Source organism: Mycobacteriales bacterium, assembly GCA_035995165.1.
Taxonomy (GTDB): Bacteria; Actinomycetota; Actinomycetes; order Mycobacteriales; family CADCTP01; genus CADCTP01.
Genome location: DASYKU010000061.1, coordinates 24542 through 50680, shown reverse-complemented (window position 1 = coordinate 50680; position 26139 = coordinate 24542). Strand labels below are relative to the sequence as shown.

The window sequence follows — 26139 nt, the reverse complement described above, 5'->3', positions numbered from 1 at the left end:
GGACGCTACGGACGCGGCCTTACCGCTGGTCAGGTCGTCGAGTCGCCGGGCGCCTCCAGCGTCAGGCAGCGCTGGATGCGGGCCTCCGGCGGCGCGGGTGTGGACGCGCTCCGGTCGAACCGCAGCGCGCCGCCGCCGGTCACCGGGATCCGCTCGGCCACCGGGCCGAACTGGCTCAGGTGGTCCTCGTACATGACCTCCAGCCGCGCCCCGGTGTGCACGTACACGAGCCAGACCCGCTTGATCGAGCGGGCATGGCGCAGGGTCGAGCCGAACCAGACCGGGGGGCACTGCGAGTTGACCCGGTTGGCGCGCAGCAGCCGGTAGCTGCTGATCCCGACCTTCGGCGCGTAGTACTGGGCCGCGAACCGGGTGCCGCCCCAGTCGACCAGCACCAGGTCGCCGGGCTGCAGCTGGTGGGCGACCGCGGCCAGCGCGGTGCGGGACTCCTCCTGCTCGCGGGGATGGACCAGAAAGGCCCGGTCGCTGTCGACGGCGTCCCGGGACATCGTCACCAGCTGGCCGCCGGCGAGCACGACCAGCACCGCGGCGACCGCGACCCCGGCCCAGCGCTCCACCCGCGGGCGGGGGATCCGGGCGGCCAGCTGGATCAGGTCCAGCGGCGCCGCGACGGCGATCCCCGCCAGCGGGATGACCCAGAGGGCGAGCCGGTTCGCGATCGGGTACGCGCCGACCAGCCCGGCCGCGACCACGGCGGCCACCGGCAGCAGGAACACGGCCAGACCCCAGCGCGTACGGATCCCGATGACGACGAGGCCGCCGAGGATCAGGGCGAGCAGCGCGACCCGGTAGTCCCAGTACAGCGGGTTCAGCACCACGGACCGGGTCCGTTCGGTGAACCAGTCCCAGCCGATCGACCAGGTCAGCGGGCCCTCGGGCGGGAACGTGCTGGCCCAGAAGGTCTTGAGCACCGGGTTCGCGGTGTTCGCCTTCAGCAGCGTCTCGTACTCCACGCCCAGCCCGGCGGCGAACGGGACCGCGCAGCCGACCAGAACCGCCAGCTCGCGCCGGCGCCGGGTGGCCAGGGCCTGCAGGGCGAGCGCGAGGAACACGCCGCCGGTGGCGATCGCGGCGGCGTGGCTGAACCAGACGGCGACCGCGGCGACGGCGGCCAGGACGTACCGGTCGCGGGCGGGGTGGCCGCGGCGCAGGGCGAGCCGGGCACCGAGCAGCAGCACCAGCTGCATCCAGAACGCGTCGGCCGAGTACTGCTTCAGCTCCGCCGAGTACGTGATCAGCTGCGTCGACAGCGCGGCCAGCGCGGTCGCGGCGAGCGCGCCCAGACTGCCGAGCAGGACCCGGGCGAGCAGGGCGGTGACCACCAGCGAGCCGACGCCGAAGACGAGCGGCAGCAGCCGGGCGCCGCGCTCGCCCGGAGCGTGCGCGATCAGCGCGTGCTCGACCAGCAGCCAGCCCGGCGGGGCCGACTGGTCCAGGCCGAGCGGGCGGAGGACCTCGGTGATCCGCTGCTCGGACATCGCCTTGATCAGCAGCAGCTCGTCCAGCCAGAAGGCCCGGCCGTACCACCACTGGCGGAGCCGCAGCCCGATCCCGGCCGCGACGACGAGCCAGGTCAGGATCAGGAAGACCCGGTCCGGGAACGGGCTCCGGAGTCCGCTCAGCCGGCGCCGGCGGGCCGGCGGATCGTCCTCGTCCGCCGGCTCGCCGGGAGTCTCGTCCGGCTCCCCGGCGACCTCATCGTCCGGGGTCCCGTCGGCAGGTGCGGTGTCCTCGTCCTCGTCCGGCGGTGCCGCCGGCGCACCCACGGGTGACCGGCCCGATCAGGTGTCGGCGCGCGAGCGCACGATCAGGTCGGCCAGCAGCGCCATCGACCCGATGATGAGCCCGCTCACGAAGAACAGCAGCGTGCTGGTGGTGACCCGGAAGTCGTACCGGATCACGTCGTAGATGCCCTTGACGATCCCGAAGAAGATCAGCCAGAGCGCCAGCGGCATCAGGACCTTGATCGGGTTGAAGTACATGACCATCCGCAGCACCTGCAGGATGTAGCGGTACGCATCCTTGACGAAGTGGAACTTCGAGGTGCCGGCGCGCTTCGCGTAGTCGATCGGCAGGTAGTCGACCGCGTGCTGGTTGCTCAGGAACGACATCGTGATGGTCGTCACGCAGGAGAACCCGGGCGGCAGCAGCCGCAGGTACGGCAGCGAGACGTCCCGGCGGAACGCGCGCAGGCCGGAGTTGAGGTCCGGGATCTTGGTCGCGGCCAGCCGCTCGGCGACCTTGCGGATGACCCACTTCGCCGGCACCCGCAGGAACTTGTGCGTGCCCTGCTCGGTGGTCCGGGCCCCGACGACCTGGTCGACGTCCGGGTTGTCCAGCAGGTACTGCACGAACTCGGGGATCCGCTCGTTCGGATACGTCATGTCGGCGTCGGTCCACACGACGATCCGCCCGTACGCATCGCCGGTCCCGATCCGGCGCGCCGTGCCCGACCCGCCGTTGCGGCGGAACGGCATCAGCCGCATGTTCGGGAACCGGGGCAGCGCCTCCTGCAGCACCGCGAGCGTGTTGTCGGTCGATTTGTCGTCGATGACGAGCAGCTCGTAGCTGAAGCCGCTCGCCTCCATCGCCACCGTGATCCGCTCGATCTCCGCCATCACGTGCTCCTGCTCGTTGTAGCAGGGCAGCACGACGGTCACATCCAGCGTGTTCGGACCACCGCGGCGGGGGGCGAGGGTCTCGCTGCTGTGCGGGTGGGACGGGGCCGGCTTGTCGAGCGGCTGGGCAATGCTCACGGCGGAGGATCGTACCCTCCGGACCCTGGTCGCCCGGACCGCGGAGTCCGGCGGGCATCCGATCAGGGCGCGATGTACTTTCGCTAGGTGACGACCGTCCCCCTCTCCGCGCTGCCTGCCGTGCAGGAGGAGCTCGTGCTGGTCGACGCCGAGGTGCACCGCCTCGCCGCCGGCTCCGAGGTCGCGGGCATGGACGCCGCGGTCGGGCAGCTGCTGGCCACCGGCGGCAAGCGGATGCGCTCGGTCCTGCTGCTGCTGACCCACCGCACGTTCGGCGGCGTGCCGGACGGGACCGAGATCACCGCGGCCGCCGCGGTCGAGATGGTGCACGCGGGCTCGCTGGCGCACGACGACCTCATGGACGAGGCCACCGAGCGCCGCGGGGTGCGGACGGTCAACGCCGACTACGGCACCAGCATGGCCGTCATGGTCGGCGACCGGCTGCTGGCCCGGGCCGGCCAGGCCGCGCTCTCGGTCTCCCCGCAGGTCGCCTCCGAGCTGATCCAGTCCCTGGTCGAGCTCATCGAGGGCCAGGTCATGGAGATGCGCGACGCGTACGACCTGGGCCGGACCGAGGAGCGCGCGATGCGCTCGATCGCGCTGAAGACCGGGACGCTGTTCCGCTCCGGCTGCGTCATCGGGGCGCTCACCGCCGGCGTCGCCGGGGCCGAGCTGGAGCTGGCCCGGCGCTACGGCGACCGGTTCGGGGCCGCGTTCCAGGTCCTCGACGACCTGCTCGACCTGGTCTCCACCACCGAGCTGCTGGGCAAGCCGGTCGGCAACGACCTGCGACAGGGGACGTACACGGTGCCGCTGCTGCGGGCGTTGGAGAAGCCGGAGCATGCCTGGATCCGCGACGTGCTCGTCTCGGACGGGCGTGATCTCGCCGACGGCCAGGTCGAGAAGGTGCTGGCCGCGCTCAAGCAGGGGCCGTTCGTGGACGAGACGCTGACGCAGGTGCGGGAGCTGGCCGCGTCGGCGGCCGCGGTCTTCGACGAGCCGGCGGCGGCCGGGCGGGACTGGACCGTCCTGCAGAAGCTGCCGCTGGAGTACATCACCTGGGCCGAGTCCCTCATCAGCCGCTGATCCTTCAGAGCTGCACCTGGATCGCCGCGGCGACGCGGTGGGGCTCCAGGGCGACCGGGTTGCCGGCGGCGAGGCCCGCGTCGACGTACTCGGGCAGGGTCCCGGCGGCCAGGCCGTACGCGCCCAGGCGGTCGGACCAGCCCGCCTGCCGGACCAGCGCGCCCAGCGCCTCGGCCGCCGCCTCCGGGCTCGCACCCGGCCCGGCCAGCACCCCGCAGACCGTCCGCAGCCGTTCCCCGGCGAACCCGGGCCCGCGCTTGTCGGTGCACCCCTCGGCCAGGTGCAGGCAGTTGTACGGCAGCAGCCAGCTCAGCGTGAGCAGGCAGGCCACCCCGTGCGGGACCTGGCGGTGGGCGCTGAGCCAGCCCGCGTACGCCTGGACGGCGCCGGTGCGGGTCGAGTCGACCGCCCGCCCGGCCCGGGTCGCCGCGGCCGCCAGCCGGTTGCGCTGCTTCGGCGCCGGTGCGTCCAGCGGGGCCGCCAGCACGTCCGCCAGCTCGGTCGCGGACTGCCAGGACAGCGCCCGGGAGGCGGGGGTCGAGCGGGCGCTCCAGAACGACTCCAGCGCGTGCGCGAGCGCGTCGAACGCGGCCGGGTACGTCACCGCGGGCGGGCAGGAGTCGGTCAGCCGCGGGTCCACGATCGCGACGTCGGCGAGCATCGCCGGGTGGTCGACGCCGCGTCGCCCGGGGCCGGCGCCGAACGCGGCGAACCGCGTCATCTCCGCCCCGCTGCCCGCGGTCGTCGGCACCAGCACCAGCCGCGCCGGCCGCTTGCGCAGCCGCGGCTTCGGGCGCGGCTCCGGCTCGCGCAGCACCCGCCCGAGCTTGGCCGCGTCCAGCACCGAGCCGCCGCCGAGGCCCACCACCACGTCCGGCCTGGACTTCTCGACCAGCCGGACCAGGTCGGCGACCTGGACCCAGCCGGTGCTCGGGCGGACCGCGTCGTACCAGGTCACGGCGGCGTCGCCGAGCAGTCCGAGGGCGGCCGAGGCGGTCACGGCGCGGCGGCTGCCGACCAGCAGCACCCGCTGCGGACGCCACCAGGAGAGGACCTCGGGGAGCCGTCCGACCGAACCGGGCCCGGCGACGAGCAGCGGGCGGCCGGAGTCGACCGGGTCAGGCATGCCAGCGGGCTCCCTCGGGGGTGCATCGGGAACGTCCGAGGACGTCGAGGACGGACAGGGCCGACCGGTACGAGCCTAGGCGATCACCGGTCGGTCCTTACCGGGTTCCGGTCATCCCGGCCCGCCGGGCCGCCGGTAGTGTCGCCCGCTGTGACCCAGCGGCCGGACACGACCGTGCTCGTGGTCACCTGGCGGGCCCGGGACCTGCTGGCCCGGTGCCTGGCGGCGCTGGCGTCGCAGACCGTCGAGCACCGGCTGCTGGTGGTCGACAACGCCTCCACCGACGGGACCGCCGCGCTCCTGGCCGGGTTCCCGGCCGCGACGGTGCTGCGGCTGCCGCGCAACCTCGGCTTCGCCGGTGGGGTGGCGGCGGGGCTGGGCGCGGTCGGGACGCCGTACGTGGCGCTGCTCAACGACGACGCCGAGCCCGCCCCGGACTGGCTCGCGGCCTTGCGGGCGGCGCTGCCGGGGCACGCGGCGGTGACCTCCCGGATGCTGCTGCCGACCGGAGCCGTGAACAACGCCGGCGTCCTGCTGCTCTCCGACGGGTACGGCGCGGACCGCGGCCTGGACGCGCCCGACGGGCCGCCGTACGACGCCCCGGCCGAGGTGTTCGGCTTCTCCGGGGGGGCCGCTTTGCTCGCGGTCGAGCCGCTGCGGGCGATCGGCGGCTTCCCGGCCCCGTTCTTCCTCTACTACGAGGACACCGACGTGTCCTGGCGGCTGCGGCTGGCCGGCCACCGGATCGGGTACGCGCCGGGCGCGGTCGTCCGGCACGCCCACGCCGCCAGCTCGGACCGTACGTCGGCGCTGTTCTCCTTCCACAACGAGCGCAACCGGCTGCTGATGCTTCTGCGGTGCGCGCCGGCCGGGTTCGCGGTCCGGCAGCTGCTGCGGTTCGGGCTGACGACCGCCTCGCTGGCGGTGACCCGGCTGCGGCGCCGGCCGGTGCCGTCCGCGCCGCACTTCCGGCTCGGGCTGCGGCTGCGGGTGCTGGGTTCGGTCCTGCGGCTGCTGCCCTGGGCGCTGCGCTCCCGGCGCGCGGTCGGACGGATGTCCACTGTGGACCGTACGGTGCTGCTGCGGGAGTGGGCCGGCTGATGCTGCCGGCGGTGGTGGACTGCCTGGCCTGTCCGTACTGCGGTCTCGGGTTGTCCGAAGTGGACGGTGCGCTGCGGTGCGGGAACGGGCACTCGTTCGACCTGGCCCGGCAGGGCTACGCGACGCTGCTGCCGGCCGGGGCGCGCGGTCCCGGCGGGGACGACGCCGCGATGGTCGCGGCCCGCGCGGGCTTCCTCGCGGCCGGCCACTACGCGCCGCTGACGCAGGCGGTCGTCGCCGCGGTCGGCCCCGGCGCATCCGTGCTCGCCGGTCCCGTCGCCGGCTCGGCCGCCTCCGGCGGCGTCGTGCTCGACGTCGGGGCGGGAACGGGGCAGCACCTGGCGGCGCTGCTGGACGCGGCGCCGGCCGCGGTCGGTCTCGCCCTGGACGTCTCCCGGTACGCGGCCCGGCGCGCGGCCCGGGCCCATCCGCGGATCGGGGCGGTCGTCGCCGACGCCTGGGCCGGGCTGCCGGTGCGGACCGGGGCGATCGCGGTCGTGCTGGACGTGTTCTCGCCCCGCAACGGGGCCGAGACCGCGCGGGTGCTGCGTCCCGGCGGCCTGCTCGTCGTCGTCACGCCCGGGCCGGACCACCTGGCCGGGCTGGTCGACGTGCTCGGCGGGCTGCAGGTCGACCAGGCCAAGGACAGCCGGCTGGCGGCGACCCTGCAGCCGCATCTCACCCCGGTGGACCGCACCGAGCACCGGTGGGAGCTGGAACTGTCCACGACCGACGCCGTCCGGGCGGTCGCGATGGGGCCGTCCGCCCGGCACCTGGCGGACCTGGACGCCCGGGTCGCCGCGCTGCCGGAGCCGGTCCGGGTGACGGCCTCGATCGTGGTGAGCCGCTACCGGACTGGTCAGTGACCAGAGGGCGCGGCTGGGGAAAGTGCGGCCTGAAGTCCGCCGGCACCGGCCTGGCCCGCGGCGGCTCCTACGGCTACTACTGGACCCAGGACTTCGGCTCCCGCTGACCCCACCGGCGCATCCGGGCCCCGGCGACCACACGGTCGCCGGGGCCTCGCCCTGTCAGGAGCGGTGGAACTCGGCGCGCCAGCGGGGGAGGCCGTCCGGGCCGGGAGGTTCTTCCAGGCGGGTCGTGGTGAAGCCGTCGCGGGCGAAGGATTCGACCTCGGCCCGGCTCAGCGGCCAGGGACCGGTCGGTCGTTCCTCCCGGACGCCCCGCTGGGCCGCGATCACGAGCACCGACCCGCCCGGCGCGACCAGCGACCGGACCGCCGCGACCATCCGCGGCCGCAGCGAGCGCGGCAGGGACTGGACGGTCAGGCTCTCCAGCACCAGGTCGTACCGGCCGAGCCAGTCCGCGGGCAGGTCGAGCAGGTCGGCCACGGCGTAGTCGACCGGGGAGCCGGGGTTCAGCCGGCGGGCCGCCTCGACGGCCGGGCCGGAGAAGTCGAAGCCGGTGGTGACGAACCCGAGCCGGGCCAGGAACTCCGCGTCGCCGCCGAGGCCGCAGCCCACGACCACGGCCGTCCGCCCGGCGCCGAGGATCGCGTGCTCGGCCGCCCAGGACGCGAGCAGCGGCTGCGGGGCGCCGGCGCGGTCCCAGGGGATCTGCTCGCCGCTGACATACAGCTGGTCGAAGAAGACGCGGCGCTGGTCGACGGACGGGTCGGTCACAGGGTGAGGCTAGCGACCCGGTCGGCCGCGGCCAGCGAGTCGCGCCCGTGCTGCTCCAGGCCGGTCTCCAGGCCGTAGAGCCCGTTGGCCATCCGCTCGATGGTGCCCCATTCCCAGATCGCCACCGGGTCGGTGCCGGTCCGTCGCGCCAGCCAGCGGGCCCGGTCGCGCGGGTCGCCCTGGATCAGCTCGAGCGGGTCCTCGCGCATGAGCACGCCGAGGTCGCCCTCCGGCTCGGCGAGCACGCCGTCCGGGTCGACCAGCTTCCAGTCCGTGGTTCCGGAGCCGCCCTCTATGAGCAGGGTGTTCCACTGGTGCACGTCGCCGTGCAGCAGGACCGCGCGCTCGTCGTCGTGCGCGGCGGCCCGCCGCTGCGCGTGCTCCAGCGCCTGGTCCACGGCCGCCTCCGAGCAGGGCCGGCCGAGCCGGTCCCAGGCGCCCTCGACGTACCGGATCAGGGAGCGGGCCTTCTCCGCCCCGGTCCGCAGGCCGCTGTCCGGGGCCGGGCGCCACAGCCGCATCGCGACCCGGCAGAGGATCTCGTGCCGCTGCTCGATCGGGACGCCGAGCCGGTACATCGACGGGCCGAGCCGCTCGAGCAGCATCGCGCCGCTGTCCTCGTCGTGGCGCAGCAGCCGGACGCAGCCGTCGCCGTCGGCCAGCCGGAGCACGGTGAGCTCCTCGGAGGCGTGCCGGCCGGAGCCGCGCCGGACCAGCAGCTTGAGCACGGCCGGGGTGCCGTCGGCCAGCGTCGCCGCGGCCACGTACGCCTCGGTCGCGTCCTCGTACGCCGGGCCGACCGTGATCTCCCAGTCCCGCTCCAGCCGCCCGACCAATGCCGGCAGCCCGGCCAGCCAGTCGTCCGCGCCCTCGGCCCGGGCCGTGCTCCGTACGGTCTCCGGGACCTCCACCGTCGCCACGCTCTCATCCCACCCCGCCGGTCCAGCCGATTTCCACCCGGTCCCGCCGCAGCCGGACCGGCCGACCGGATGAGCGGGCGTGGGAGTGGTCGCCTCCGCCGGGCTCCGGACCTCTCGGCCGGCGCGTACGCCTCGGCATCGCCGGGCAAGGCAGAGGCGTACGCGCCGGCGAACCCCTGTCGGCCCGCGGCGGGCCGAGCCGGGCCCGGCCGGCGGGGCGGGAGCGGCGGCCGCGGGCGCGGCGGCAGGCCCGGCTGGCGTCCAGGAGTGAGCTGGCGGGCTAGCGTCCGGGGATGGGGTGGCGGGGTGTGGCGCGGGGGGTGGGCGCGGTCGATCGGGCTGCGTTCGAGCGGGTGGCGGCGCACCACTCGCCCGCGCTGGACGCGACGCTGCCGCCGCTGACCCGGGCCGCGGACCACTCGACGCTCTGGATGGTGATCGGCGGCGCCCTGCTCGCCACCCGCCGCCGCCGCCTGCACCGCGCCGCCCGGCACGGCCTGGCCGCCATCGCGGTCGCCAGCGTCGCGGCCAACCAGATCGGCAAGCGGGTGCTGCCGCGCCGCCGGCCCGTGCTCGACACCGTCCCGGTCGGGCGCCGCCCGCACCGGGTCCCGCCGTCGAACTCGTTCCCGTCCGGGCACGCCGCCTCGGCCGCCGCGTTCGCGACCGGAGTCGCGCTGGAGGCGCCGGAGCTGGCCCTGCCGCTGGGGCTGATCGCGGCCGCGGTCGGCTTTTCCCGCGTCTACACCGGCGTGCACTACCCGGGCGACGTGCTGGCCGGGACCGCGCTCGGCGCCGGCGTCGCGCTGGCCCAGCGCCGGCGTACCCCGGACCGGACCCGTCCGGTCGAGCCCCAGCCGCCGCGTCCGGACGGCGCGGGCGTCGTCCTCGTGGTCGACCCGCGCGCCGGCGGCGGGTCGGCCGGCCGGGTCGCCGGGCTGGTCCGGCGCGAGCTGCCGGCCGCCCGGATCCTGGCGCCGGCGCCGGGCGACGACCTGGCCGCGCTGCTGCGGGACGCCGACGCCGAGGTGCTCGGAGTGGTCGGCGGCGATGGAACGATCGGCGTCGCGGCTGCGGTGGCGATCGAGCGGGACCTGCCGCTGCTGGTCGTCCCGGGCGGCACGGTCAACCACTTCGCCGCCGACCTCGGGCTGGCAGGGCCGGCCGACGCGATCGCCGCGCTGCGGGCCGGGACCGCGGTCCGCGCCGACGTCGGCACGGTCGAGGACACGGTGTTCGTCAACACGCTCAGCGTCGGGGCGTACCCGGAGTTCGTCGACGTCCGGGCCCGCTACCAGGACCGGCTGGGCAAGCCGCTGGCCGCGGTGGTCGCCTTCGTCGTGGTGCGGCGGCGGAACCGGCCGACGCAGCTGGCGGTGGCCGGGACCGAGGGCGGCGCCCTGACCGTCTACGCCAAGCCCTGATCGACCAGCTCCCGCAGCACGGCCACGTCGTGGTGATCGACGTCGCGCCAGGTGAAGCCGGTCCGGAACCAGACCCTGGGTCCGAGCGGCTCGATCCGGTTCAGCAGGTCGACGAGCTGATCGCTGCGCACGCGGGCAGGGTACGGTCCCGCGATGGCGTGCAGGATCAGCGAGCTCGTGGTGGATTGCGCAGATCCCGAGGCCCTCGCCGCGTTCTGGTGCGAGGTGCTCGACTACACCGTGCTCCTGCGCGAGGACGACGGCAGCGTCGAGATCGCCCCGAAGGCCGGCTTCGACGGCCCACAGCCGACGATCGTGTTCGGCCCGGCCGGCGGGCCCAAGCGGGGAAAGCTGCGGCTGCACTTCGACGTGAACGCGACCGACCGGGACCAGCCCGCCGAGCTGGAACGGCTGCTCGCGCTCGGCGCCCGGCCGGCGGACGTCGGCCAGACCGGCCAGGAGTCGTGGCACGTCCTGCAGGACCCCGAGGGCAACGAGTTCTGCCTCCTGCGCGCCCGCGTCGACCCGGTCTGACGCGCACGGGCCGGCGGGAGTGACCCGATCTAGCGCGCGGGGACCGGGGGGCCGGGCCGGTACGCCGCCAGCAGCGTGCCCACCCCCACGACCGCGGTCCCGACCGGCGGCGGCAGCTCCACCACCGGCGGCCAGGGCGACCAGGCCAGGATGTTGTGCCCGGCCGCGGCGACCCGGCGCGGCCGGAACCCGTCCGCCGGCAGCCAGTAGACCCGCAGTGTCAGCCAGAGCCCGGCCAGCTGGAACGCCGTGACCAGCGTCAGCACGATCGCCGGCAGCCGCCGCGGCGCGAACCGGAGGCCGGTTCCCGCAGAACCGGCGCAGGCGCTACCGCAAGATCCCCGTCCGTGACCATCGAGTCACGGACAGGGGACCTTCGCTAGCGTTGAGTTAGCGCGGAGACACGAGGAGTTAGCGGTCAGTGGCCGGGAGTGTGTCCCCGTACCCAGTTCCGGCCCCGCCGGGCGGCCTTGAACGCGGTGTAGACCGGGGTCCGGCGGAGGATCTCCATCCGCCGGTCCAGATGCTGGACGGTCGCCTCCAGCTCGGCCACGTACTGGTCGAGCGAGCCGAACTCGCGGTCCCGGAACAGGATCCGGCCGCGCAGCTTGCCCACCCCGTACGCGCCGTTGAGCCGGTTGCGATCGGCCAGCAGGCCGCGCAGCTCCTCGGTCAGCTCCCGGTGCCGCGGCCGCAGCTTGCGGGCGTCGGCCCACTTCCACGGCTCCAGGATCACCCGGCGCAGCGGCGCCACCGCCGACGGCCAGGTGAAGCGGGCCGCGACCGTGGTCGAGTTGGCCGTGCACTCGGCCCGCAGCGCCGGCGACCTGAGCAGCCGGATCATCGCGGTGGCCAGCGCCCGGGTGTCGCCCGGCGGCACGACCAGGCCGAGCTTCTCCTCGGTGACCAGGTCGGAGAGCACGTCGCCGGTGGTGGCCACGATCGGCAGCCCGGCCCAGAGGTAGTCCAGCACCCGGGTCCGGAACGACAGCCGGGTCTCGGCCAGGTCGCGGGCCGCGGACAGCGCCACGTCCGCCTCGACCAGGTACGCCTCGCGCTCGTCGTACGGAGCCCAGTCGCCGAAGATCACCGACTTGTCCAGTCCGAGCTCCTCGACCCGGCGCCGGGTCTGCTCGGCCACCCGCATCGGCTTGACGTTCGCGCTGGCCAGCTGGAAGCCGAGGAAGTAGAGCTTGGCGTTGGGCACCTCGCGGACCACCTCGGCGAACGCCTCGACCGCGCCTACCGGGTCGAACCAGTCCCAGCTGCCGCCGCCCCAGAGCACCACCAGGTCGTCCTTGGCGATGGCGGGGTGCACGCCCTTGAGCACCTGCTTGGTGTGCCGCGGCTCGTGGTCGGGCAGCCCGAACGGCACCACGTCGATGAGCAGCCGCAGGTCGCGGTCGATCTCGTAGTGGCCCTCGGTGAGCCGGTCCCGGGAGGACAGCAGGCCGAGCCAGTAGTCGCGCTGCCGCTCGGAGGCGCAGACGAAGAAGTCGCCGGCGTCGATGAGCTCGTTGAGCACGGCCGCGTCGAACTGCAGGGCGGCGTCGGCGCCCGGGTCCCCGGTGTGCAGCTCGAGGTTCTCGAACAGCCAGGGGTCGTACAGGTCGACGACGAGCAGGGTCGGGACCTTCGCCAGCGCCGGCACCCGGTGCACGGTGTAGCCCTGCACCAGCGTGACGTCGGCCGCCTCGGCCAGCGCGGTGAGCGAGTCCGGGTCCTCGTAGACCGCGAAGCTCACGTTCGGCGCGGTCTTGTCGGTCGGCGCCGGCACCGCGACCGTCACCTCGGCCACGCCGCCCAGCGCCTTGGCGATCTCCCAGGACCGGATGGCCGGGCCGCTCATCTTGTCGCCGATCGCGTCGTTGCTGATCACCAGCACCGTGCCCGCGCGGCTCTTCGAGAACAGCTGGTCCAGCCCGAAGATGTCGGTGACGGTCGCCGACGCCTCCAGGTAGGGCCGCTCCGGCAGCACCGGCCACAGCGGCCGGTTGAACCGCGGCAGGATGTCCTTGTCGGCCCGCTTGCGGGCCCGCTGGATCTGGGCCCGGCGCTCGTAGAGCGACTCCAGGTCGTCGACGACGTCGCCGACCGCGTGCAGGTGGGCCAGCGCCAGCCGCGGCACCGACTCGTTGACCGCGCCGTCGCCGCCGATGTCGTACGGGGAGCGCGGGATGCCGCCGCGGATGAGCGCCCGCTTGACCAGCAGCAGCAGCGAGGGCGCCAGCGTCGCGTTGAGGTTGGCGTCGTCGTAGTTCTTGATGATCGTGCGCAGCGCGTTGCGCTCGTACAGCAGGAAGCGCTGGTGCAGCGGGAAGCGGGACGAGGTCCCGTGCATCTTGTGGTACGCCTTGGCCCGTGCCGCCAGCACCACCCGGTAGCCGAGCACCCACAGCCGCCAGCCGAAGTCGACGTCCTCGAAGTAGGCGAAGAAGTCCTCGTCCAGGCCGCCGGAGTCCAGGAAGACCCGCCGGCTGACCAGCATCGCGCCGCCGCAGGCGAACAGCAGCTCCTTGCCGTCGTCGATGGCCGCGGTGGCGATCGGGGTGCCGTAGCCGAGCTGCTGGCCCATCCCGTAGAAGTTGACCGCGCCCTCGCCGAAGTCCAGCGTCGTGCCGTCCCAGTTCACGATGTGCGCGGCCACGCAGACCGCCCCGCTGGCCGGGTCGTACGCGCGGACCAGCTCGCGGACGAAGTCCGGCTCGACCCGGGCGTCGTTGTTGATCAGCACCAGGCACTCGGCCTCGGCCGCCCGCGCGCCGGTGTTCACCGCGGGGGAGAAGCCGGTGTTGGTGGCCTGCGGCAGCACCCGGACCGACGGGTACTCCGCCGCCAGCAGCTCCAGCGACCCGTCGGTGGAGGCGTTGTCCACCACGATGATGTCCAGCAGCTCGCCGGGGTAGTCCTGGGCCAGCAGCGAGTCCAGGCAGGTGCGCATGTCCTCGGCGCTGTTGAGGTTCACGATCACCGCCGCGACCGAGCGCAGCTCCAGGTCGTCGTCGCGGGTCGGGGGGGAGTCGACCGGCCCCGGCTGCTCGGCCTGGGCCGCGTCCAGCGCGACCGCGAGCGCCTCGGCCACCTTCGGCCACTCCATGCCCCGGGGCTGCCCGGCCGCGGCCAGCTCGCCGCCGCGGTGCCGCTCGATCCAGGCCCGCAGGTCCGAGTCCGGCGCGAACGGGTCGCAGCCGCGCGGCAGCGCCCGCTGCATCTGCAGGGCCAGGTCGGTGAGCTGCTCGAGGTCCTCGTCCATGTCGCCCGGCTCGGCCGGGCCCGGCACCGGCGGCAGGTCCTCCGGGTACGGCGAGGGGGGCCGGATCACCACGGCCCGCCGGTAGTGCGGCCCGCGCCGGTCGGCGACGCGCAGCAGCGTGTTGAACGCCGCGTCCACCCGGTGCAGGTCGTCCTCGCGCCGCTCCGCGACCAGGTGCGTCTTCAGGGCCCAGAACGCGACCCAGTGGTAGAGCCAGCCGTCCGCGTGCAGCCGGTAGTCGATCTGCTCCCGGTCCAGGTAGCCGGTCAGCGTGTCCATCGTGGGCAGGCCGAAGTCGTAGTGTTCGTCCAGGGCCGGCAGGCTGTGCCCGACCCGGGCGGTGAAGTAGCCGTTGACCAGCAGCTCGCTGCGGGCCACCCGCGGGTCCGCGAACGGCGCCAGCACCAGCACCGGCCCCTTGGACACCCGCATCATCTCGGCCACGAACGCGTTGCGGCCGTCGGCCGGCAGGTGCTCGAACACGTCGTGGCAGGCCACGATGTCGAACGACGCGTCCGCGAACGGCAGCTCGAAGCCGGAGCCGATCAGCGGGGTGTGGTTCTCCCGGTGGGGGTGGTCCGCGTACAGGTCGATGGACACGGTGGTGTCGGCGGGGAACAGCGGCGCGATCGTGCCGAACGGGTCGCCCACGTCCAGGATCCGCAGCGGCTGCTCGCCGAAGCAGTCCTGACGGATCCGCCACAAGTAGACGTACCGGGCGAACTGATCGAAGCTGGCCCGCAGGAGGTGTTCCACGGGGAGCGAGGGTATCGGTTAACGACTCGCGGCCATGTTCCGGAGGCGGGAGCCCACCTTCCGGGCGACCAGGGCCGGCCCGCCCGCGCGCAGGTAGTCCCTGGCCAGCGCGGCGTTGGCGCGCAGCCCGACCGGCCGGTGCGACACGATCGGGAGGGCCGGCGTCATCCGCCCGACCAGGTCGGGGTCCAGCAGGTCCGGGGCCCGGTGCGGGTCGGCGCAGAACTCCAGCAGCGGGGCCAGCACCGTCGCCCAGGTGAAGTCCGCGGCCACCCGCCGCGCCGCGGCCCGGGCATCCGCGGCCAGCGCCGGCTCGTCCAGCAGCCGGCCGATCGCGGCGGCCAGCGCCTCGACGTCACCCGGCGGGACGGTCAGCCCGAGCCCCTCGGCGTCGATGAGCTCGGCCAGCGAGTCGCCCCGGGTCGCCACCTGCGGCAGCCCGGCCCAGAGGCAGTCCAGCAGCCGGGTCCGGAACGAGTACGCCGTCTCGACGTGGTCCAGGTGGGTGGAGACCCCGAGGTCGGCGTCGAGCAGCACGTTCGCGCGCTCGGCGTAGGGGACCCAGCCCTGGTTGAAGAACACCGACCGGCCGAGCAGGTCCAGCTCGGCCGCCAGCCGCTCGGCCGCGACCGCCATCCGCATCCTCGGCACCCGCGGGTTGGGGTGGGCCAGGCCCATGAAGAACAGCCGGACGTCGTCGCGTTCCTTGGAGAGGACCTCGACCGCCCGGATCAGCGTCAGCGGGTCGAACCAGTTGTAGATCCCGCCGCCCCAGAGCAGCAGCTTGTCCTCCGGCCCGATCCCGTCGACCACGCCCTTCACGCCCGGGCCGGTCCGGGCCGGCGGGCTCGCGTCCAGCCCGAACGGGGCCACCGCGATGAGCTTGCGCAGCGTCTCGTCCCCGTCGTACGTGCCGGTGTTGACCCGGCCGAGCGCGGCCAGCGAGCCGATCCAGAGGTCGCGCTGCTTCTCGCTGGCGCAGAGGAAGAAGTCGCCCCGGCGGAGCTGGTCGTTGAGCACGACGACCGCGTTGTGCACGATGTCGCGCCGGCGTTGCTCGCCCTCGTCCCGGGCCTGCTCCAGCAGCTCCAGGTGGAACGGGTCGTACACGTCCACGACCAGGGGTTTCGTCGAGTCCCGGAGCCACTGGTGCTCGTGCATGAGGCTGCCCTGGAAGACCAGGGTGTCGCACCAGGCCGCCAGCTCGCGCAGGTCGCGGTCCTCGACGTGCCGGACCGTGAACCGGTCGCTGGCCGCGTCGCACTCCAGGATCGTGACCAGCTGGACCTCGTGCCCGGCCGCGGCGAGGACCTCGGCGATCTGCCAGGCCCGGATCGCCGGCCCCGCGATCTTGTCCCCGAGCACGTCCCCGGTCGCGACGACGACGCGGGTCACCGTGCTGCCTCCGTTCGCTCCCGGCCGGGCGGCCCGGGCGGCGTCTTCCCTCCGCGCCGGTGCGGTGACTGCCTTCTCGTGGCCGGCAGGCGCTCCGGTCCGGACGCCGCCGCGCCCGACCTCCTGCTCACGAGTCCAGCTTCCAGGTGCCGCCGAGGGAGGTCAGGCCGTGCTCCTCCCGCGGCATGCCCGGCTCCACGTCGAACCGGTACGCCCGGTGCCGGTGGTCGTACGGGTGCTGGCGGGTGTAGTCGTAGATCGCCGCGGACAGGTCGTACGTGCCGGGCAGCAGCAGCAGCCGGGGCACCCGCAGGTCGACCACGCCGGTGCCGTCGATCTTCTCCGGGACCAGCTCGGCGTCGCGGGTGTTCGGGCCGGTGACCTCGATGCCCTCCAGCGAGTGCACCGCCACGCCGAACACCGGCCGCTCGACCGGCTCCTTGGCCGACCAGTGCAGCCGGACCGTGACCGGGTCGCCGGTCTTGACCTGCCTGGTCGGTCGGCCGGCCGCGTCCAGCAGCTCGAAGGAGTCGACCCGGGCCTCGCCCGAGCCCCAGCGGTTCTCGTGTGGGGCGTCCTCGGAGGAGTCCTCGGAGACCGTGACCGACTCGCGCTCGGTGTGGGCCTCGCCGACGTAGTCGTCGACGATGTTGCCGGGCGAGCCGACCTCCTTGACCGAGCCGTGCTCCAGCCAGGCGACCTGGTCGCACATGTTGCGCAGCTGGCCCATCGCGTGGCTGACCAGCACGATCGTCTTGCCGGCCCGGCGGAAGTCGGAGAACTTCTCCGCGCAGCGGCGCTGGAAGCTCTCGTCGCCGACGGCCAGCACCTCGTCGACCAGCAGGATGTCCGGGTCGACGTTGATCGCCACGGAGAAGCCGAGCCGGACGTACATGCCGGAGGAGTAGTTCTTGACCGGGGTGTCGATGAACCGCTCCAGCCCGGCGAAGCCGACGATGTCGTCGAACCGCGCGGTGATCTGGGACTTCGACAGGCCCAGGATCGAGCCGTTGAGGAAGACGTTCTCCCGGCCGGACAGCTCCGGGTGGAAGCCCGAGCCGAGCTCCAGCAACGCCGCGACCTTGCCGGTGGTGACGACCCGGCCCTTGTCCGGGGTCAGGATCCGGGCGATGCACTTGAGCAGCGTCGACTTGCCCGAGCCGTTCTCGCCGATGAGGCCGAACGTGACGCCCTGCGGGATGTCGAAGCTCACGTCCTGCAGCGCCCAGAACTCCTCGTACGAGGCCCGGCCGCGGCGCATGACCGCGGCCTTCAGCGACTGGTTGCGCTCGTGGTAGATCCGGAACCGCTTGGACAGGTCCTGAACCTGGACCGCTGTGTCGCTCACAGCACTGTTCCCCTGGCTCGCTCCCGGGCGGGCGCGCCCTCTCTCCCGCTCACAGTTCCTCCGCGAGACGGCCCTCGAGGCGGCCGAAGATCCACCAGCCGGCGACGACGCTGACCGCGGACCAGGCCACCAGCAGGCCGAGCGTGCCCCAGTCCGGCCAGCGCAGGTCGTAGAGCAGGTTCCGGTACGCCTCGGCGAAGCGGAAGAACGGGTTGGCCTCGTACAGGTTCCACCAGCCGCCGGCGACGTGCCCCTGCACCAGCTTCGACGGGTAGACGATCGGCGACGCGTAGAACCAGAGCTGCAGGAAGATCGCCAGGAAGTGTTGCGTGTCGCGGAAGTAGACGTTGAGCACGGACAGCGCCAGCGACAGCCCGAGCGTGAAGACCACCAGCAGCGCGGTCACCACCAGCGCGCCCGGGATCCAGACCAGCACGTTGTTGCCGACGACCAGCAGCGCCACGCAGAGCACGCCCAGCTCGATGAGCAGGTTGACCAGGTTGGCCCCGACCACCGCGCCGACCAGCGTCTGGCGCGGGAAGTAGACCTTCTTGATCAGGTTGCCGTTGCCGACCAGCGCGACCGCGCCGCCGTTGAGGGTGTTGGCCACGAAGTTCCAGGGCAGCAGCGCGCAGAGCAGCCAGAGCGCGAAGACGTCCAGGCCGCTGGGGTCACCCTTGTCCGGGCCGGCCTTGAGGAACACCCCGAAGACGACCGTGAAGATCGCCATCGTGACCAGCGGGTTGACCAGCGACCACGACCAGCCGAGCGCGGACCGCTTGTACTTCCCGCGCAGCTCCCGCAGCGTCAGGTTCCAGAGCAGCTCGCGCGAGGCCGCAACATCTCCTAGCGAGCTCACGGCGCGAGGGTACGCAGGGCCCCCGACCTCATCAAAGGCACCTCGTGGCGGGCCACCGGCGGTGACCCGGCTGGGTGTGTGCGTCCGGGCTCTGGTTGGCTGCGACGGTGGTCACCAGGGTCGTCCTCGACGCGACGCCGCTGCTGGGTCCGCGCACCGGCGTCGGCCGGTACGTCGAGAACCTGGTCCGGGAGCTGGCCGCGCTCGGCTCGCTCGACCTGGTCGCGACCGCGTTCACGCTGCGCGGGGCCGGGGCGCTGCCGGCCGCGGTGCCGCCGGCGGTCCGGGTCCGGCACCGGCCGGCCCCGGCCCGGGCGTTGCAGGCGGCCTGGGACCGGCTGGAGCTGCCGCCGGTGGAGTGGCTGGCCGGCCGGGCCGACGTGGTGCACGGGACCAACTTCGTGCTGCCACCGCTGCGCCGGGCCGCGGGCGTGCTGACCGTGCACGACCTGTCCTACCTGCGCTATCCGGAGACGGTGAGCGCGGCGTCGCTGCGCTACCGGACGCTGGTGCCGCGCGGGCTGCGGCGGGCCGCGGTCGTGCTCACCCCGTCGCACGCGGTCGCCGCCGAGGTCCGCGCCGAGTACGGCCTGGGCGACCGGGTCCGGGCCACCCCGCTCGGCGTGGACGAGGCCTGGTTCACCGCCGTCCCGATGCCGGCCGCCGAGCTGACCGAACGCGGCCTGCCGCCGCGCTACCTGCTGTTCGTCGGCACCGTCGAGCCGCGCAAGGGCCTGCCGGCGCTGCTGGCGGCGCTCCGCCTGCTGCACGACGACGACCCGGACACGCCGCCGCTGGTGCTGGCCGGCCCGCCCGGCTGGGGTCCCGCGCTGGAGCCGGCCGGGCTGCCGGCCGGCGCCGTCGTCCCGGCCGGCTACCTGGAGACGGCCGACCTGCGCCGGCTGGTCGCCGGGGCGAGCCTGCTGGCGTACCCGTCGCGGTACGAAGGCTTCGGGCTGCCGCCGCTGGAGGCGTTCGCGGCCGGGGTGCCGGTGGTGGCCAGCGACCTGCCGGTGATCCGGGAGGTCACCGGCGAGCTGGCGGCGCTGGCCCCGGTCGGCGACGAGGTCGCGCTGGCCGAGGCGCTGCGGACCGCGCTGGCCAAGCCGGCCGCCGCGGCCGACCTGCGGGCCCGGGCCCGCAGGTTCACCTGGGCCGCCTGCGCGGCCCGCACGGCCGAGGCGTACGAGCTGGCTAGGGCTTCCTGACCGAGAGCAGGTAGCCGAGGCTGGCGATCTTGGCCGGCCCGGACAGCCGGGTCGACACCTTCGTGCGCAGCGCCTCCTGCGGCGCGGCCAGCGCGAGCCGGACGACCCGGTTGTCGACCAGGAAGCCGAACGGGCCGAGCACCCGGGCCAGGGCCCGCAGCGCCTGGCTGAGGGCCAGCACGGCGTAGTGCGCGACCATCAGCACCGGGCCGCCCTGCGCGCCGAGGTCGAGCACCTCCAGCCCGTGCCGCCTGGCCAGCCCGGAGATGCCGTAGTGGGTGAAGCGCTGGAAGTCGTACGGCGCCTCGTGGGTGGGGTAGAGGAACGGCACGGTGATCAGCGCGTGCCCGCCCGGCTTGAGCACCCGGGCGATCTCGCCCATGGCCAGCTCGGCGTTGCCGACGTGCTCCAGCACCTGGGTGCACAGCACGGTGTCGAAGCTGTCGTCCTCGAACGGCAGCGGCTCGCCCAGGTCGACCACGACCACACCCGGGATCGGGGCCGCGTCGACCGGGACGATCTCGTCGACCAGCGGGCCGTACCAGATCTTGAAGGGCTGGTTGCCGCAGCCGAGGTCCATCAGCCGGCCGCGCACCCGCGGCGCCTGCGTCGCGAGCCAGCGCCCCACGGTCGCGCCGGGCAGCAGCGAGGACGTGCTCTCGCGGTCCGAGTACGGCACGCCGTCGACGACCCGGGCCGCCCCCTGGCGGTGCCGCAGCCGCAGGCTCTCGCTCATCGCTGTCCTTCCGGTCGGGATGCGGCAGTCTATTCACGACAGCGGCGGGCTCACCGAGCGGAGGACGGCTGGTGCAGCGGCGCGCGCTCATCACCGGGATCACCGGCCAGGACGGCCTCTATCTGGGCCAGCTGCTCGCCTCGGAGGGGTACGAGGTCTTCGGCATGGTCCGGGGCCAGTCCAACCCGAAGATCGAGCTGGTCGAGCGGCACGTCCCGTCCGTGCAGCTGGTCGAGGGCGACCTGCGCGACCTGCCCAGCCTGATCAGCGCGCTGGAGATCGCCGAGCCGCACGAGGTCTACAACCTCGGCGCGATCAGCTTCGTCGGGCTGTCCTGGAAGCAGGCCGAGCTCACCGGCGAGATCACCGGCATGGGTGTGCTGCGGATGCTGGAGGCGATCCGGATCCAGACCCAGGGGCACATGGACCGCATCCGCTTCTACCAGGCCTCCAGCTCGGAGATGTTCGGCAAGGTCCGGGAGACCCCGCAGCGGGAGACGACCCCGTTCCACCCGCGCTCGCCGTACGGGGTGGCCAAGACCTTCGGCCACTACATGACCGTGAACTACCGGGAGTCGTACGGGGCCTTCGCCTGCTCCGGGATCCTGTTCAACCACGAGTCCCCGCTGCGCGGGGCCGAGTTCGTCACCCGGAAGGTGACCCGGGCGGTGGCCCGGATCGCGCTCGGGCTGCAGCCCTCGGTGTCGCTGGGCAACCTCGACTCCAGCCGGGACTGGGGTTTCGCCGGCGACTACGTCCGGGCGATGTGGGCGATGCTGCAGCAGGACACCCCGGAGGACTACGTGGTCGCGACGGGGGAGACGCACACGATCCGGGACCTGCTGGAGGTCGCGTTCGGGCGGGTCGGCATCGTCGACTGGCCCCGGTACGTCGTGCAGGACCCGCGGCTGCTGCGCCCGGCCGAGGTCGACGTGCTCACCGGCGACGCCGGCAAGGCCCGGGACCGGCTGGGCTGGCGGCCGACGGTGAGCTTCCCGGAGCTGATCGAGTCGATGGTCGACGCCGACCTGGAACGGGAGAAGGGCCGGGTCTGATCAGGCCCGGTGCTGCCCGGCGCCGTTGCCGGGCGCCGGCTGCCGGCGGGCGTAGATGCGGGCCGAGACGACCGCGACGCCGACCGTGAGCAGGTCGCCGGCGATCGTGAGGACCCGGCTGACCAGCGCCAGCGCCAGCGCGTTGCCGGAACCGATGGACGGGCCGAGCACGAGCACCAGCGCGGCCTCCCGGGCGCCGGCCCCGGCCGGCACGAACACGATCAGGAAGCCGACCACCCAGGCCACCGCGTACGCCCCCGTGGCCAGCAGGAACAGCCGGCCGGAGGTGTCGCCGCCGAGGCCGCGGGCGAGCAGCCAGGCGTGCGCGCCGAAGAACAGCCACTGGGCCAGCGACCAGGCCGCGCTGGTGAACAGCGGGCCGGTGCCGATCGTGGTGTCGGTCGGCGCCCGCCGGGTGACCTTGAACGCGAGCGTGAGCAGCCGCCCCAGCACCGGCGGCGAGAGCACGACCAGCCCCAGCACCGGCACGAACAGGATGTACCAGTACGTCCGCAGGGCGCCGGTCGCCGACAGCGCCAGGAACCCGACCGCGACGACCGCGCCGACCACCAGGCCGACGACCAGCACCGCCACCGCGGCGACCGCGCTGCGGGCCCGCGGCACCCCGTGGTCCCGGCCCAGCTCGGCCTGCGCCAGCACCGGCCACAGGCTGCCGGGCAGGTACTTGCCGAGCTGCGCGAGCAGGAACACCCGCCCGGCCACGGCCATCGGCAGCGGCGATCCGAGCCCGGTGAGGATCGCCCGCCAGGACAGCGCGGTCGCGACCTGGCCGGCCACCACCGCGACGAACGCGAGCACGATCGTGCCGATCGAGAGCCGGCTCAGGCCGTCCGCGATCTCGTGGCCCTGGCTGCGGATGGCCAGCACGATGAACACCAGCACGACCAGGGCGAGCAGACCCCGGACCACCTGCCGCTTGCGCGACGGCGGCCGGCGAACGGCCGGGGCGCCGTCGACGGCTTCCGCCGCGGCCTCCCCGTCGGCCGCAGCCTCGTCCAGCGCAGGGTCGGTCACGGGCCCGCCGCTCCGCCGCTCACGGTCAGCAGCCACGGCGCCGAGGATAGAACAGCGCCGGACGCCCCGATCGGGGCGTCACTCGCCCTCGACCTGGGCCGGGACGGGCTCCCGCCGGTGCTCGCCGTCCCGCCGCCGGCGCTGCACCAGCCCGCCGGTGATACCCATCAGCAGCAGGCCGAGCAGCGAGACGATCGAGACCACCCCGCCCGTACGCTGCCCCGGCTGGTCGTAGTCCAGCCGGATGGTGTGCTGCCCGGCCGGTACCGCCACCGCGACCATCGCGTGGTCGGCCTTGACCAGCGGGACGGACCTGCCGTCCAGGGTCGCGTTCCAGCCGGTCTGCAGCGCGTCGCCGACGACCAGGTAGCCGGCGCCCTGGGCGTTCACGGTCGCGGCCATGTCGTCGGGTCCGTCGTCGGTCACGGTGACGGTGGCCGGCTTGCCGTCGGCGGGGGCCGGGCCGGGCGCGTCCAGCACCACCCGGCCGGGGTCGCGGACGTTGTCCAGCACGGTGAGCCGCTGGACCTTGTCCGGGATGACCTGGGTGTGGTCGGCCCACCGGAACCGCGGCAGCGCCGTGGTCCGCTGGTAGAGGACCGCCCCGTCGGCGAAGACCAGCCGGAGCCCGTCGTTCGCCTCGGCCCGCACGACCTTCAGCTGCGGGCGGCCGCCGGTGCCGGCCACCTCCAGCGGCGCGTTCGAGTGCAGGGTGAGCCGGGCCGAGACCGCGCGGGTCTGCTCCCCGGCCACCGGCACCGTCAGCGGGCCCCTCCCGACCGCGGTGTAGATCCGGCGGGAGCTGTGCGCGACGACGGTGCCGCTCGCGTCGAGCAGGTCCAGGTCCAGCGCGGCGAACTGGTCGGTGGGGACGGCCGCGGCGGTCAGCACCGGGCCGACCCCGCGGACGCCGCCGGCGCCGAGCGGCACGGTGACCGGCTGGTTCGGCTGCAGCCGCAGGCCGGTCCCGGCGGTCCCCTGCAGGGTGGACCTGCCGAAGATGTCCTCGGTGATCGCGGTCGCGAGGTACTTCACCGACAGGGTGTCGAGCATCGGCGACTGCACGGTCTTCTCGTCCGCGACCCGGCTGAACGTGGAGAACGTCGGGCTGGCGAACGACTTCGGGTCGGCCGTCTGGACCAGGTCCCGCCACTCGGTCTCGGTGAACGCGTGCCCGGTGGCGCTGCGCAGGTCGTAGAACACGTTGGTGCCGGAGAACAGGGTCAGCCCGCGGGCGCCCATCCGCTCGTGCCCGAGGTTCTGCTGCAGGAACCGGTGCGCGGCCGTGGTCGGGTAGAACTCGTCCTTCGGGATCCGCGGCCAGAACGGCAGCACCACCGCGAGGCTCTCCACCACCACGATCAGCGGCACGATCGCGAGCGCGAGCGTCCGGACCCGCCCGCGGCCGGACCGGTCCTCGTCGTCCTCGTTGTCGCCGGCCGTCCGCCGGCGCAGCACCGTCGCGAGCATGCCCAGCACGAACACCGACCCGGCGAACAGCCCGGCGTAGAGCAGCTGCCGCTCGGTGAAGGCGACCTTGTCGGCGTCGCGGGCGATCGCCATCAGCTTGCGCACCCCGACGAACGCGCCCACCGCCGCGACCGCCCAGCCCAGGACCTCGTACGCGATCCGCAGCCGGCTGCGGTCCCGGGCCTCCGACCGGCGCACCAGCGCGTCGAAGCCGTACGCGGCCAGGACGGCGAGGAAGAAGCCGAGGATCGAGCGGATCCGGAACACCGGGTTGTTGGAGAAGACCGGGAAGTGCTGGGCCAGCGCCAGCAGCGGGCCGCCGAAGTAGCCGAACACGATCGTGACCGCGGCCGCGATCGCGAAGTAGGTCCGCGGGCCGCGCGGGGTGTCCCGCCCGGGCGTCCGGAACAGCCCGAAGCCGATCAGCACCAGCGCCGCCGAGCCGATGTAGGACAGGCCCTCGATCTGGGGGAACGGACCCCAGTAGCCCGAGCCCACGATGTCGCCGAAGGCCCGCCAGACCGGCATGGTCAGCAGCATCAGCGGCGGGATGTGGGTGGCCGCGGTCTGGCCCCGCTGGGCCAGGTAGTCCGACTCGGACAGCTGCGCGGCCAGCGGCAGCAGCACCACGCCGACCGCCCCGACGCCGAGGGCCAGCGCGACGCCGGCGGTGACCGAGCCGCGCAGGATCCGCAGCGGCGACCAGCCGGTCTCCTGGCACAGCCGCATGATCAGGTACGGCGCGGCCGCGTAGCAGGCGTACCCGGCCACCGCGGGAAAGCCGCCCAGCAGCATGAACGCGATCGCCCCGGCGATCGGCAGCGCCGAGCGGACGGTCCGTTTCTGCGCGAACCGTTCCGCCGCCCAGAACAGCGCCGGGATCGTCGCCCCGACCTGGGTCTGCTGCCAGTTCGTCCAGCTGACCATGAAGCCGGAGGCGGCGAAGACGACGCCGCCGACCAGCCCGGCCGGGCGGGACAGCCGCAGCCGCCGCAGGAACAGGAACGAGAAGCCGATCGTGACCAGCAGCTCGAGGAACTTCGCGTACCCCGGCGCCAGCCAGGTCGGCAGGAACAGGTACGGCAGGTTGATCGGGGTGTAGAAGCCGAACGTGACGATCCCGCCGAGCGGGGAGCCGCCGCTGCCCAGCGGGTTCCAGGTCGCGACCTCGCCGTGGTGCAGCTCCTCGGCGAAGTAGTGCCGGTTCGGGAAGACCGAGTCGACGGTGTCGCTGACCGAGGGCACGTGCGGCACGAAGTCGCTGGGCTGCAGCGACCTCCACGGTTCGCGGACCTGGATCAGGTCGGCGCCGCTGAAGGAGGCCTTGCCCAGCAGCGGGGTGCCGATGCCGATCAGCACGAAGGCGGCCGCGCCCAGGAGCGCGACGAGGGTCAGCAGAGAAGGCCGGCGGCGACGGGCCGGGGGCGCCGGGGTCGCGTCCCCCGTCTCGGTCTCCGGGGTCGCCTCTGGCCGGCGCAGAGAGGTCACGCGTCCACCACGGCGAGCAGTATAGGGACGGCGGGTACGAGACCGGCCGCTGCCCTGCGGGACGGTAGGCTCCTTCCCCGTCCGCAACCCGCGACGAGGAGATCCCACGGTGACAGAACGGCAGAAGCAGCTCGCGTACTCGGAGCTGCAGTCCAAGATGCTCATCGAGGGCGAGCGGCGGACGAAGGCGCAGAAGATCGTCGCCGTGCTCGAGCACTTCTTCGGCACCGCCGACCTCGGCGGCCGGTCGGTGCTCGACCTCGGCTGCTCGACCGGCTTCATCTCCGACGAGCTCAGCCGGGCCGGGGCCAAGGTGACCGGCGTCGACATCGACGAGCCCGGCCTGGAGCGCGCCCGGGAGCGCTTCGGCGACCGGATCGAGTTCGTCAACGCCGACGGCACCAAGCTGCCCTGGGCCGACGAGTCCGTCGACGCGGTGATCTGCAACCACGTCTACGAGCACGTGGTCGACCCGGACGCGGTGCTGGCCGAGGTCCGCCGGGTGCTGCGCCCGGACGGCGCGGTCTACCTGGGCATGCCCAACCGGCTCGGGCTCATCGAGCCGCACTACAAGCTGCCGTTCCTGTCCTGGCTGCCGCCGGCGGCCGCGGACCGGTACGTGGCGGCGACCGGGCGGGCCGACAAGTACCACGAGCGGCTGCGTACCCGGGCCGGGCTGCGGCAGCTCTGCCGCGGGCTGCGGGTCTGGGACTACACCGGCACCGTGCTGGCCGACCCGGACCGCTTCCACGCCGAGGACATGGTGCCCAGGCAGGTCCGCTCGGCCCCGCCGGCGGTCTGGAGGGCGCTGAACCCGATCATCCCGACGTACATCTGGATCGGGACCAAGGGCACCGACGCGCCGCGCGGGCCGGTCACCCGGGTCGCCCCCAAACCGGTCGACGGAATCCCCGCCGCCTGAGCCGGC

The 26139-nt window shown here is 74.0% G+C and carries 22 protein-coding genes; 8 read left to right on the top strand and 14 right to left on the bottom strand.

Features of this window, described 5'->3' with window-relative positions:
* Positions 1-29: 29 nt before the first annotated feature.
* Positions 30-1787: a hypothetical protein gene (locus VGP36_10345; protein ID HEV7655111.1), complete on the bottom strand. Its 1758-nt coding sequence runs from the start codon at positions 1785-1787 to the stop codon at positions 30-32.
* A 15-nt stretch (positions 1788-1802) separates the two neighbouring features.
* A complete protein-coding gene (locus VGP36_10340) occupies positions 1803-2777 on the bottom strand; it encodes a glycosyltransferase family 2 protein (protein HEV7655110.1) in 975 nt (324 codons plus the stop codon).
* Positions 2778-2864: 87 nt separating this feature from the next.
* Between VGP36_10340 and VGP36_10335 the strand changes: the two genes are divergently transcribed.
* A complete protein-coding gene (locus VGP36_10335; GenBank protein ID HEV7655109.1) occupies positions 2865-3863 on the top strand; it encodes a polyprenyl synthetase family protein in 999 nt (332 codons plus the stop codon).
* A 4-nt stretch (positions 3864-3867) separates the two neighbouring features.
* Here the strand turns inward: VGP36_10335 and VGP36_10330 are convergent, their stop codons facing one another.
* Complete coding sequence (locus VGP36_10330) at positions 3868-4989, bottom strand: iron-containing alcohol dehydrogenase (GenBank protein HEV7655108.1); 1122 nt, start codon at positions 4987-4989, stop codon at positions 3868-3870.
* Between the two features lie 150 nt (positions 4990-5139).
* On the opposite strand from VGP36_10330, the gene VGP36_10325 reads away from it, so the two are divergent.
* Both VGP36_10325 and VGP36_10320 read left to right on the top strand, forming a co-directional pair.
* Positions 5140-6090, top strand: coding sequence for a glycosyltransferase family 2 protein (locus tag VGP36_10325; GenBank protein ID HEV7655107.1), 951 nt, complete (start codon positions 5140-5142; stop codon positions 6088-6090).
* Positions 6078-6956 carry a methyltransferase domain-containing protein gene (locus tag VGP36_10320; GenBank protein ID HEV7655106.1) on the top strand — a complete coding sequence of 293 codons (879 nt, stop codon included), beginning with the start codon at positions 6078-6080 and terminating at the stop codon, positions 6954-6956. Before VGP36_10325 ends, VGP36_10320 begins: the two co-directional genes overlap by 13 nt.
* A gap of 162 nt (positions 6957-7118) precedes the next feature.
* Here VGP36_10320 and VGP36_10315 read toward each other — a convergent pair whose 3' ends face one another.
* Both VGP36_10315 and VGP36_10310 read right to left on the bottom strand, forming a co-directional pair.
* Entirely contained in the window at positions 7119-7730 is a 612-nt protein-coding gene (locus VGP36_10315) for a class I SAM-dependent methyltransferase (GenBank protein HEV7655105.1), read from the bottom strand.
* Positions 7727-8650, bottom strand: coding sequence for an aminoglycoside phosphotransferase family protein (locus tag VGP36_10310; GenBank protein HEV7655104.1), 924 nt, complete (start codon positions 8648-8650; stop codon positions 7727-7729). Before VGP36_10310 ends, VGP36_10315 begins: the two co-directional genes overlap by 4 nt.
* A gap of 308 nt (positions 8651-8958) precedes the next feature.
* Between VGP36_10310 and VGP36_10305 the strand changes: the two genes are divergently transcribed.
* Positions 8959-10074, top strand: a complete 1116-nt coding sequence (locus VGP36_10305) for a phosphatase PAP2 family protein (GenBank protein ID HEV7655103.1) — start codon at positions 8959-8961, stop codon at positions 10072-10074.
* Here VGP36_10305 and VGP36_10300 read toward each other — a convergent pair.
* A complete protein-coding gene (locus VGP36_10300) occupies positions 10059-10205 on the bottom strand; it encodes a hypothetical protein (GenBank protein ID HEV7655102.1) in 147 nt (48 codons plus the stop codon). The two genes, VGP36_10305 and VGP36_10300, sit on opposite strands and share 16 nt — an antisense overlap.
* A gap of 22 nt (positions 10206-10227) precedes the next feature.
* Here VGP36_10300 and VGP36_10295 point away from each other — a divergent pair, with 22 nt between their 5' ends.
* A complete protein-coding gene (locus VGP36_10295) occupies positions 10228-10608 on the top strand; it encodes a VOC family protein (protein ID HEV7655101.1) in 381 nt (126 codons plus the stop codon).
* A 29-nt stretch (positions 10609-10637) separates the two neighbouring features.
* On the opposite strand, the gene VGP36_10290 is transcribed toward VGP36_10295, so the two are convergent.
* From VGP36_10290 to VGP36_10270, 5 genes are all read right to left on the bottom strand, one after another.
* On the bottom strand, positions 10638-10874 hold the full coding sequence (locus VGP36_10290; GenBank protein ID HEV7655100.1) for a hypothetical protein: 237 nt from the start codon (positions 10872-10874) through the stop codon (positions 10638-10640).
* A 152-nt stretch (positions 10875-11026) separates the two neighbouring features.
* On the bottom strand, positions 11027-14617 hold the full coding sequence (locus VGP36_10285) for a glycosyltransferase (GenBank protein ID HEV7655099.1): 3591 nt from the start codon (positions 14615-14617) through the stop codon (positions 11027-11029).
* Between the two features lie 18 nt (positions 14618-14635).
* A complete protein-coding gene (locus tag VGP36_10280; protein ID HEV7655098.1) occupies positions 14636-16012 on the bottom strand; it encodes a glycosyltransferase in 1377 nt (458 codons plus the stop codon).
* A gap of 127 nt (positions 16013-16139) precedes the next feature.
* The gene (locus VGP36_10275) at positions 16140-17360 is read right to left on the bottom strand and encodes an ABC transporter ATP-binding protein (protein HEV7655097.1); all 1221 of its coding nucleotides are present in this window, start codon (positions 17358-17360) and stop codon (positions 16140-16142) included.
* Between the two features lie 49 nt (positions 17361-17409).
* Entirely contained in the window at positions 17410-18219 is an 810-nt protein-coding gene (locus tag VGP36_10270) for an ABC transporter permease (protein ID HEV7655096.1), read from the bottom strand.
* Between the two features lie 107 nt (positions 18220-18326).
* Here VGP36_10270 and VGP36_10265 point away from each other — a divergent pair, with 107 nt between their 5' ends.
* Entirely contained in the window at positions 18327-19427 is a 1101-nt protein-coding gene (locus tag VGP36_10265; protein HEV7655095.1) for a glycosyltransferase family 1 protein, read from the top strand.
* Here VGP36_10265 and VGP36_10260 read toward each other — a convergent pair.
* Positions 19414-20163 carry a class I SAM-dependent methyltransferase gene (locus VGP36_10260; protein HEV7655094.1) on the bottom strand — a complete coding sequence of 250 codons (750 nt, stop codon included), beginning with the start codon at positions 20161-20163 and terminating at the stop codon, positions 19414-19416. The genes VGP36_10265 and VGP36_10260 overlap by 14 nt on opposite strands.
* A 71-nt stretch (positions 20164-20234) precedes the next feature.
* Here VGP36_10260 and VGP36_10255 point away from each other — a divergent pair, with 71 nt between their 5' ends.
* Entirely contained in the window at positions 20235-21218 is a 984-nt protein-coding gene (locus VGP36_10255; protein ID HEV7655093.1) for a GDP-mannose 4,6-dehydratase, read from the top strand.
* Here VGP36_10255 and VGP36_10250 read toward each other — a convergent pair whose 3' ends face one another.
* Both VGP36_10250 and VGP36_10245 read right to left on the bottom strand, forming a co-directional pair.
* Positions 21219-22289, bottom strand: a complete 1071-nt coding sequence (locus tag VGP36_10250) for a lysylphosphatidylglycerol synthase transmembrane domain-containing protein (GenBank protein HEV7655092.1) — start codon at positions 22287-22289, stop codon at positions 21219-21221.
* A 42-nt stretch (positions 22290-22331) separates the two neighbouring features.
* Positions 22332-25211 carry a YfhO family protein gene (locus tag VGP36_10245; GenBank protein ID HEV7655091.1) on the bottom strand — a complete coding sequence of 960 codons (2880 nt, stop codon included), beginning with the start codon at positions 25209-25211 and terminating at the stop codon, positions 22332-22334.
* 109 nt (positions 25212-25320) lie between these two features.
* Here VGP36_10245 and VGP36_10240 point away from each other — a divergent pair, with 109 nt between their 5' ends.
* Positions 25321-26133, top strand: a complete 813-nt coding sequence (locus VGP36_10240; GenBank protein ID HEV7655090.1) for a class I SAM-dependent methyltransferase — start codon at positions 25321-25323, stop codon at positions 26131-26133.
* The last annotated feature ends 6 nt before the right edge of the window (positions 26134-26139 follow it).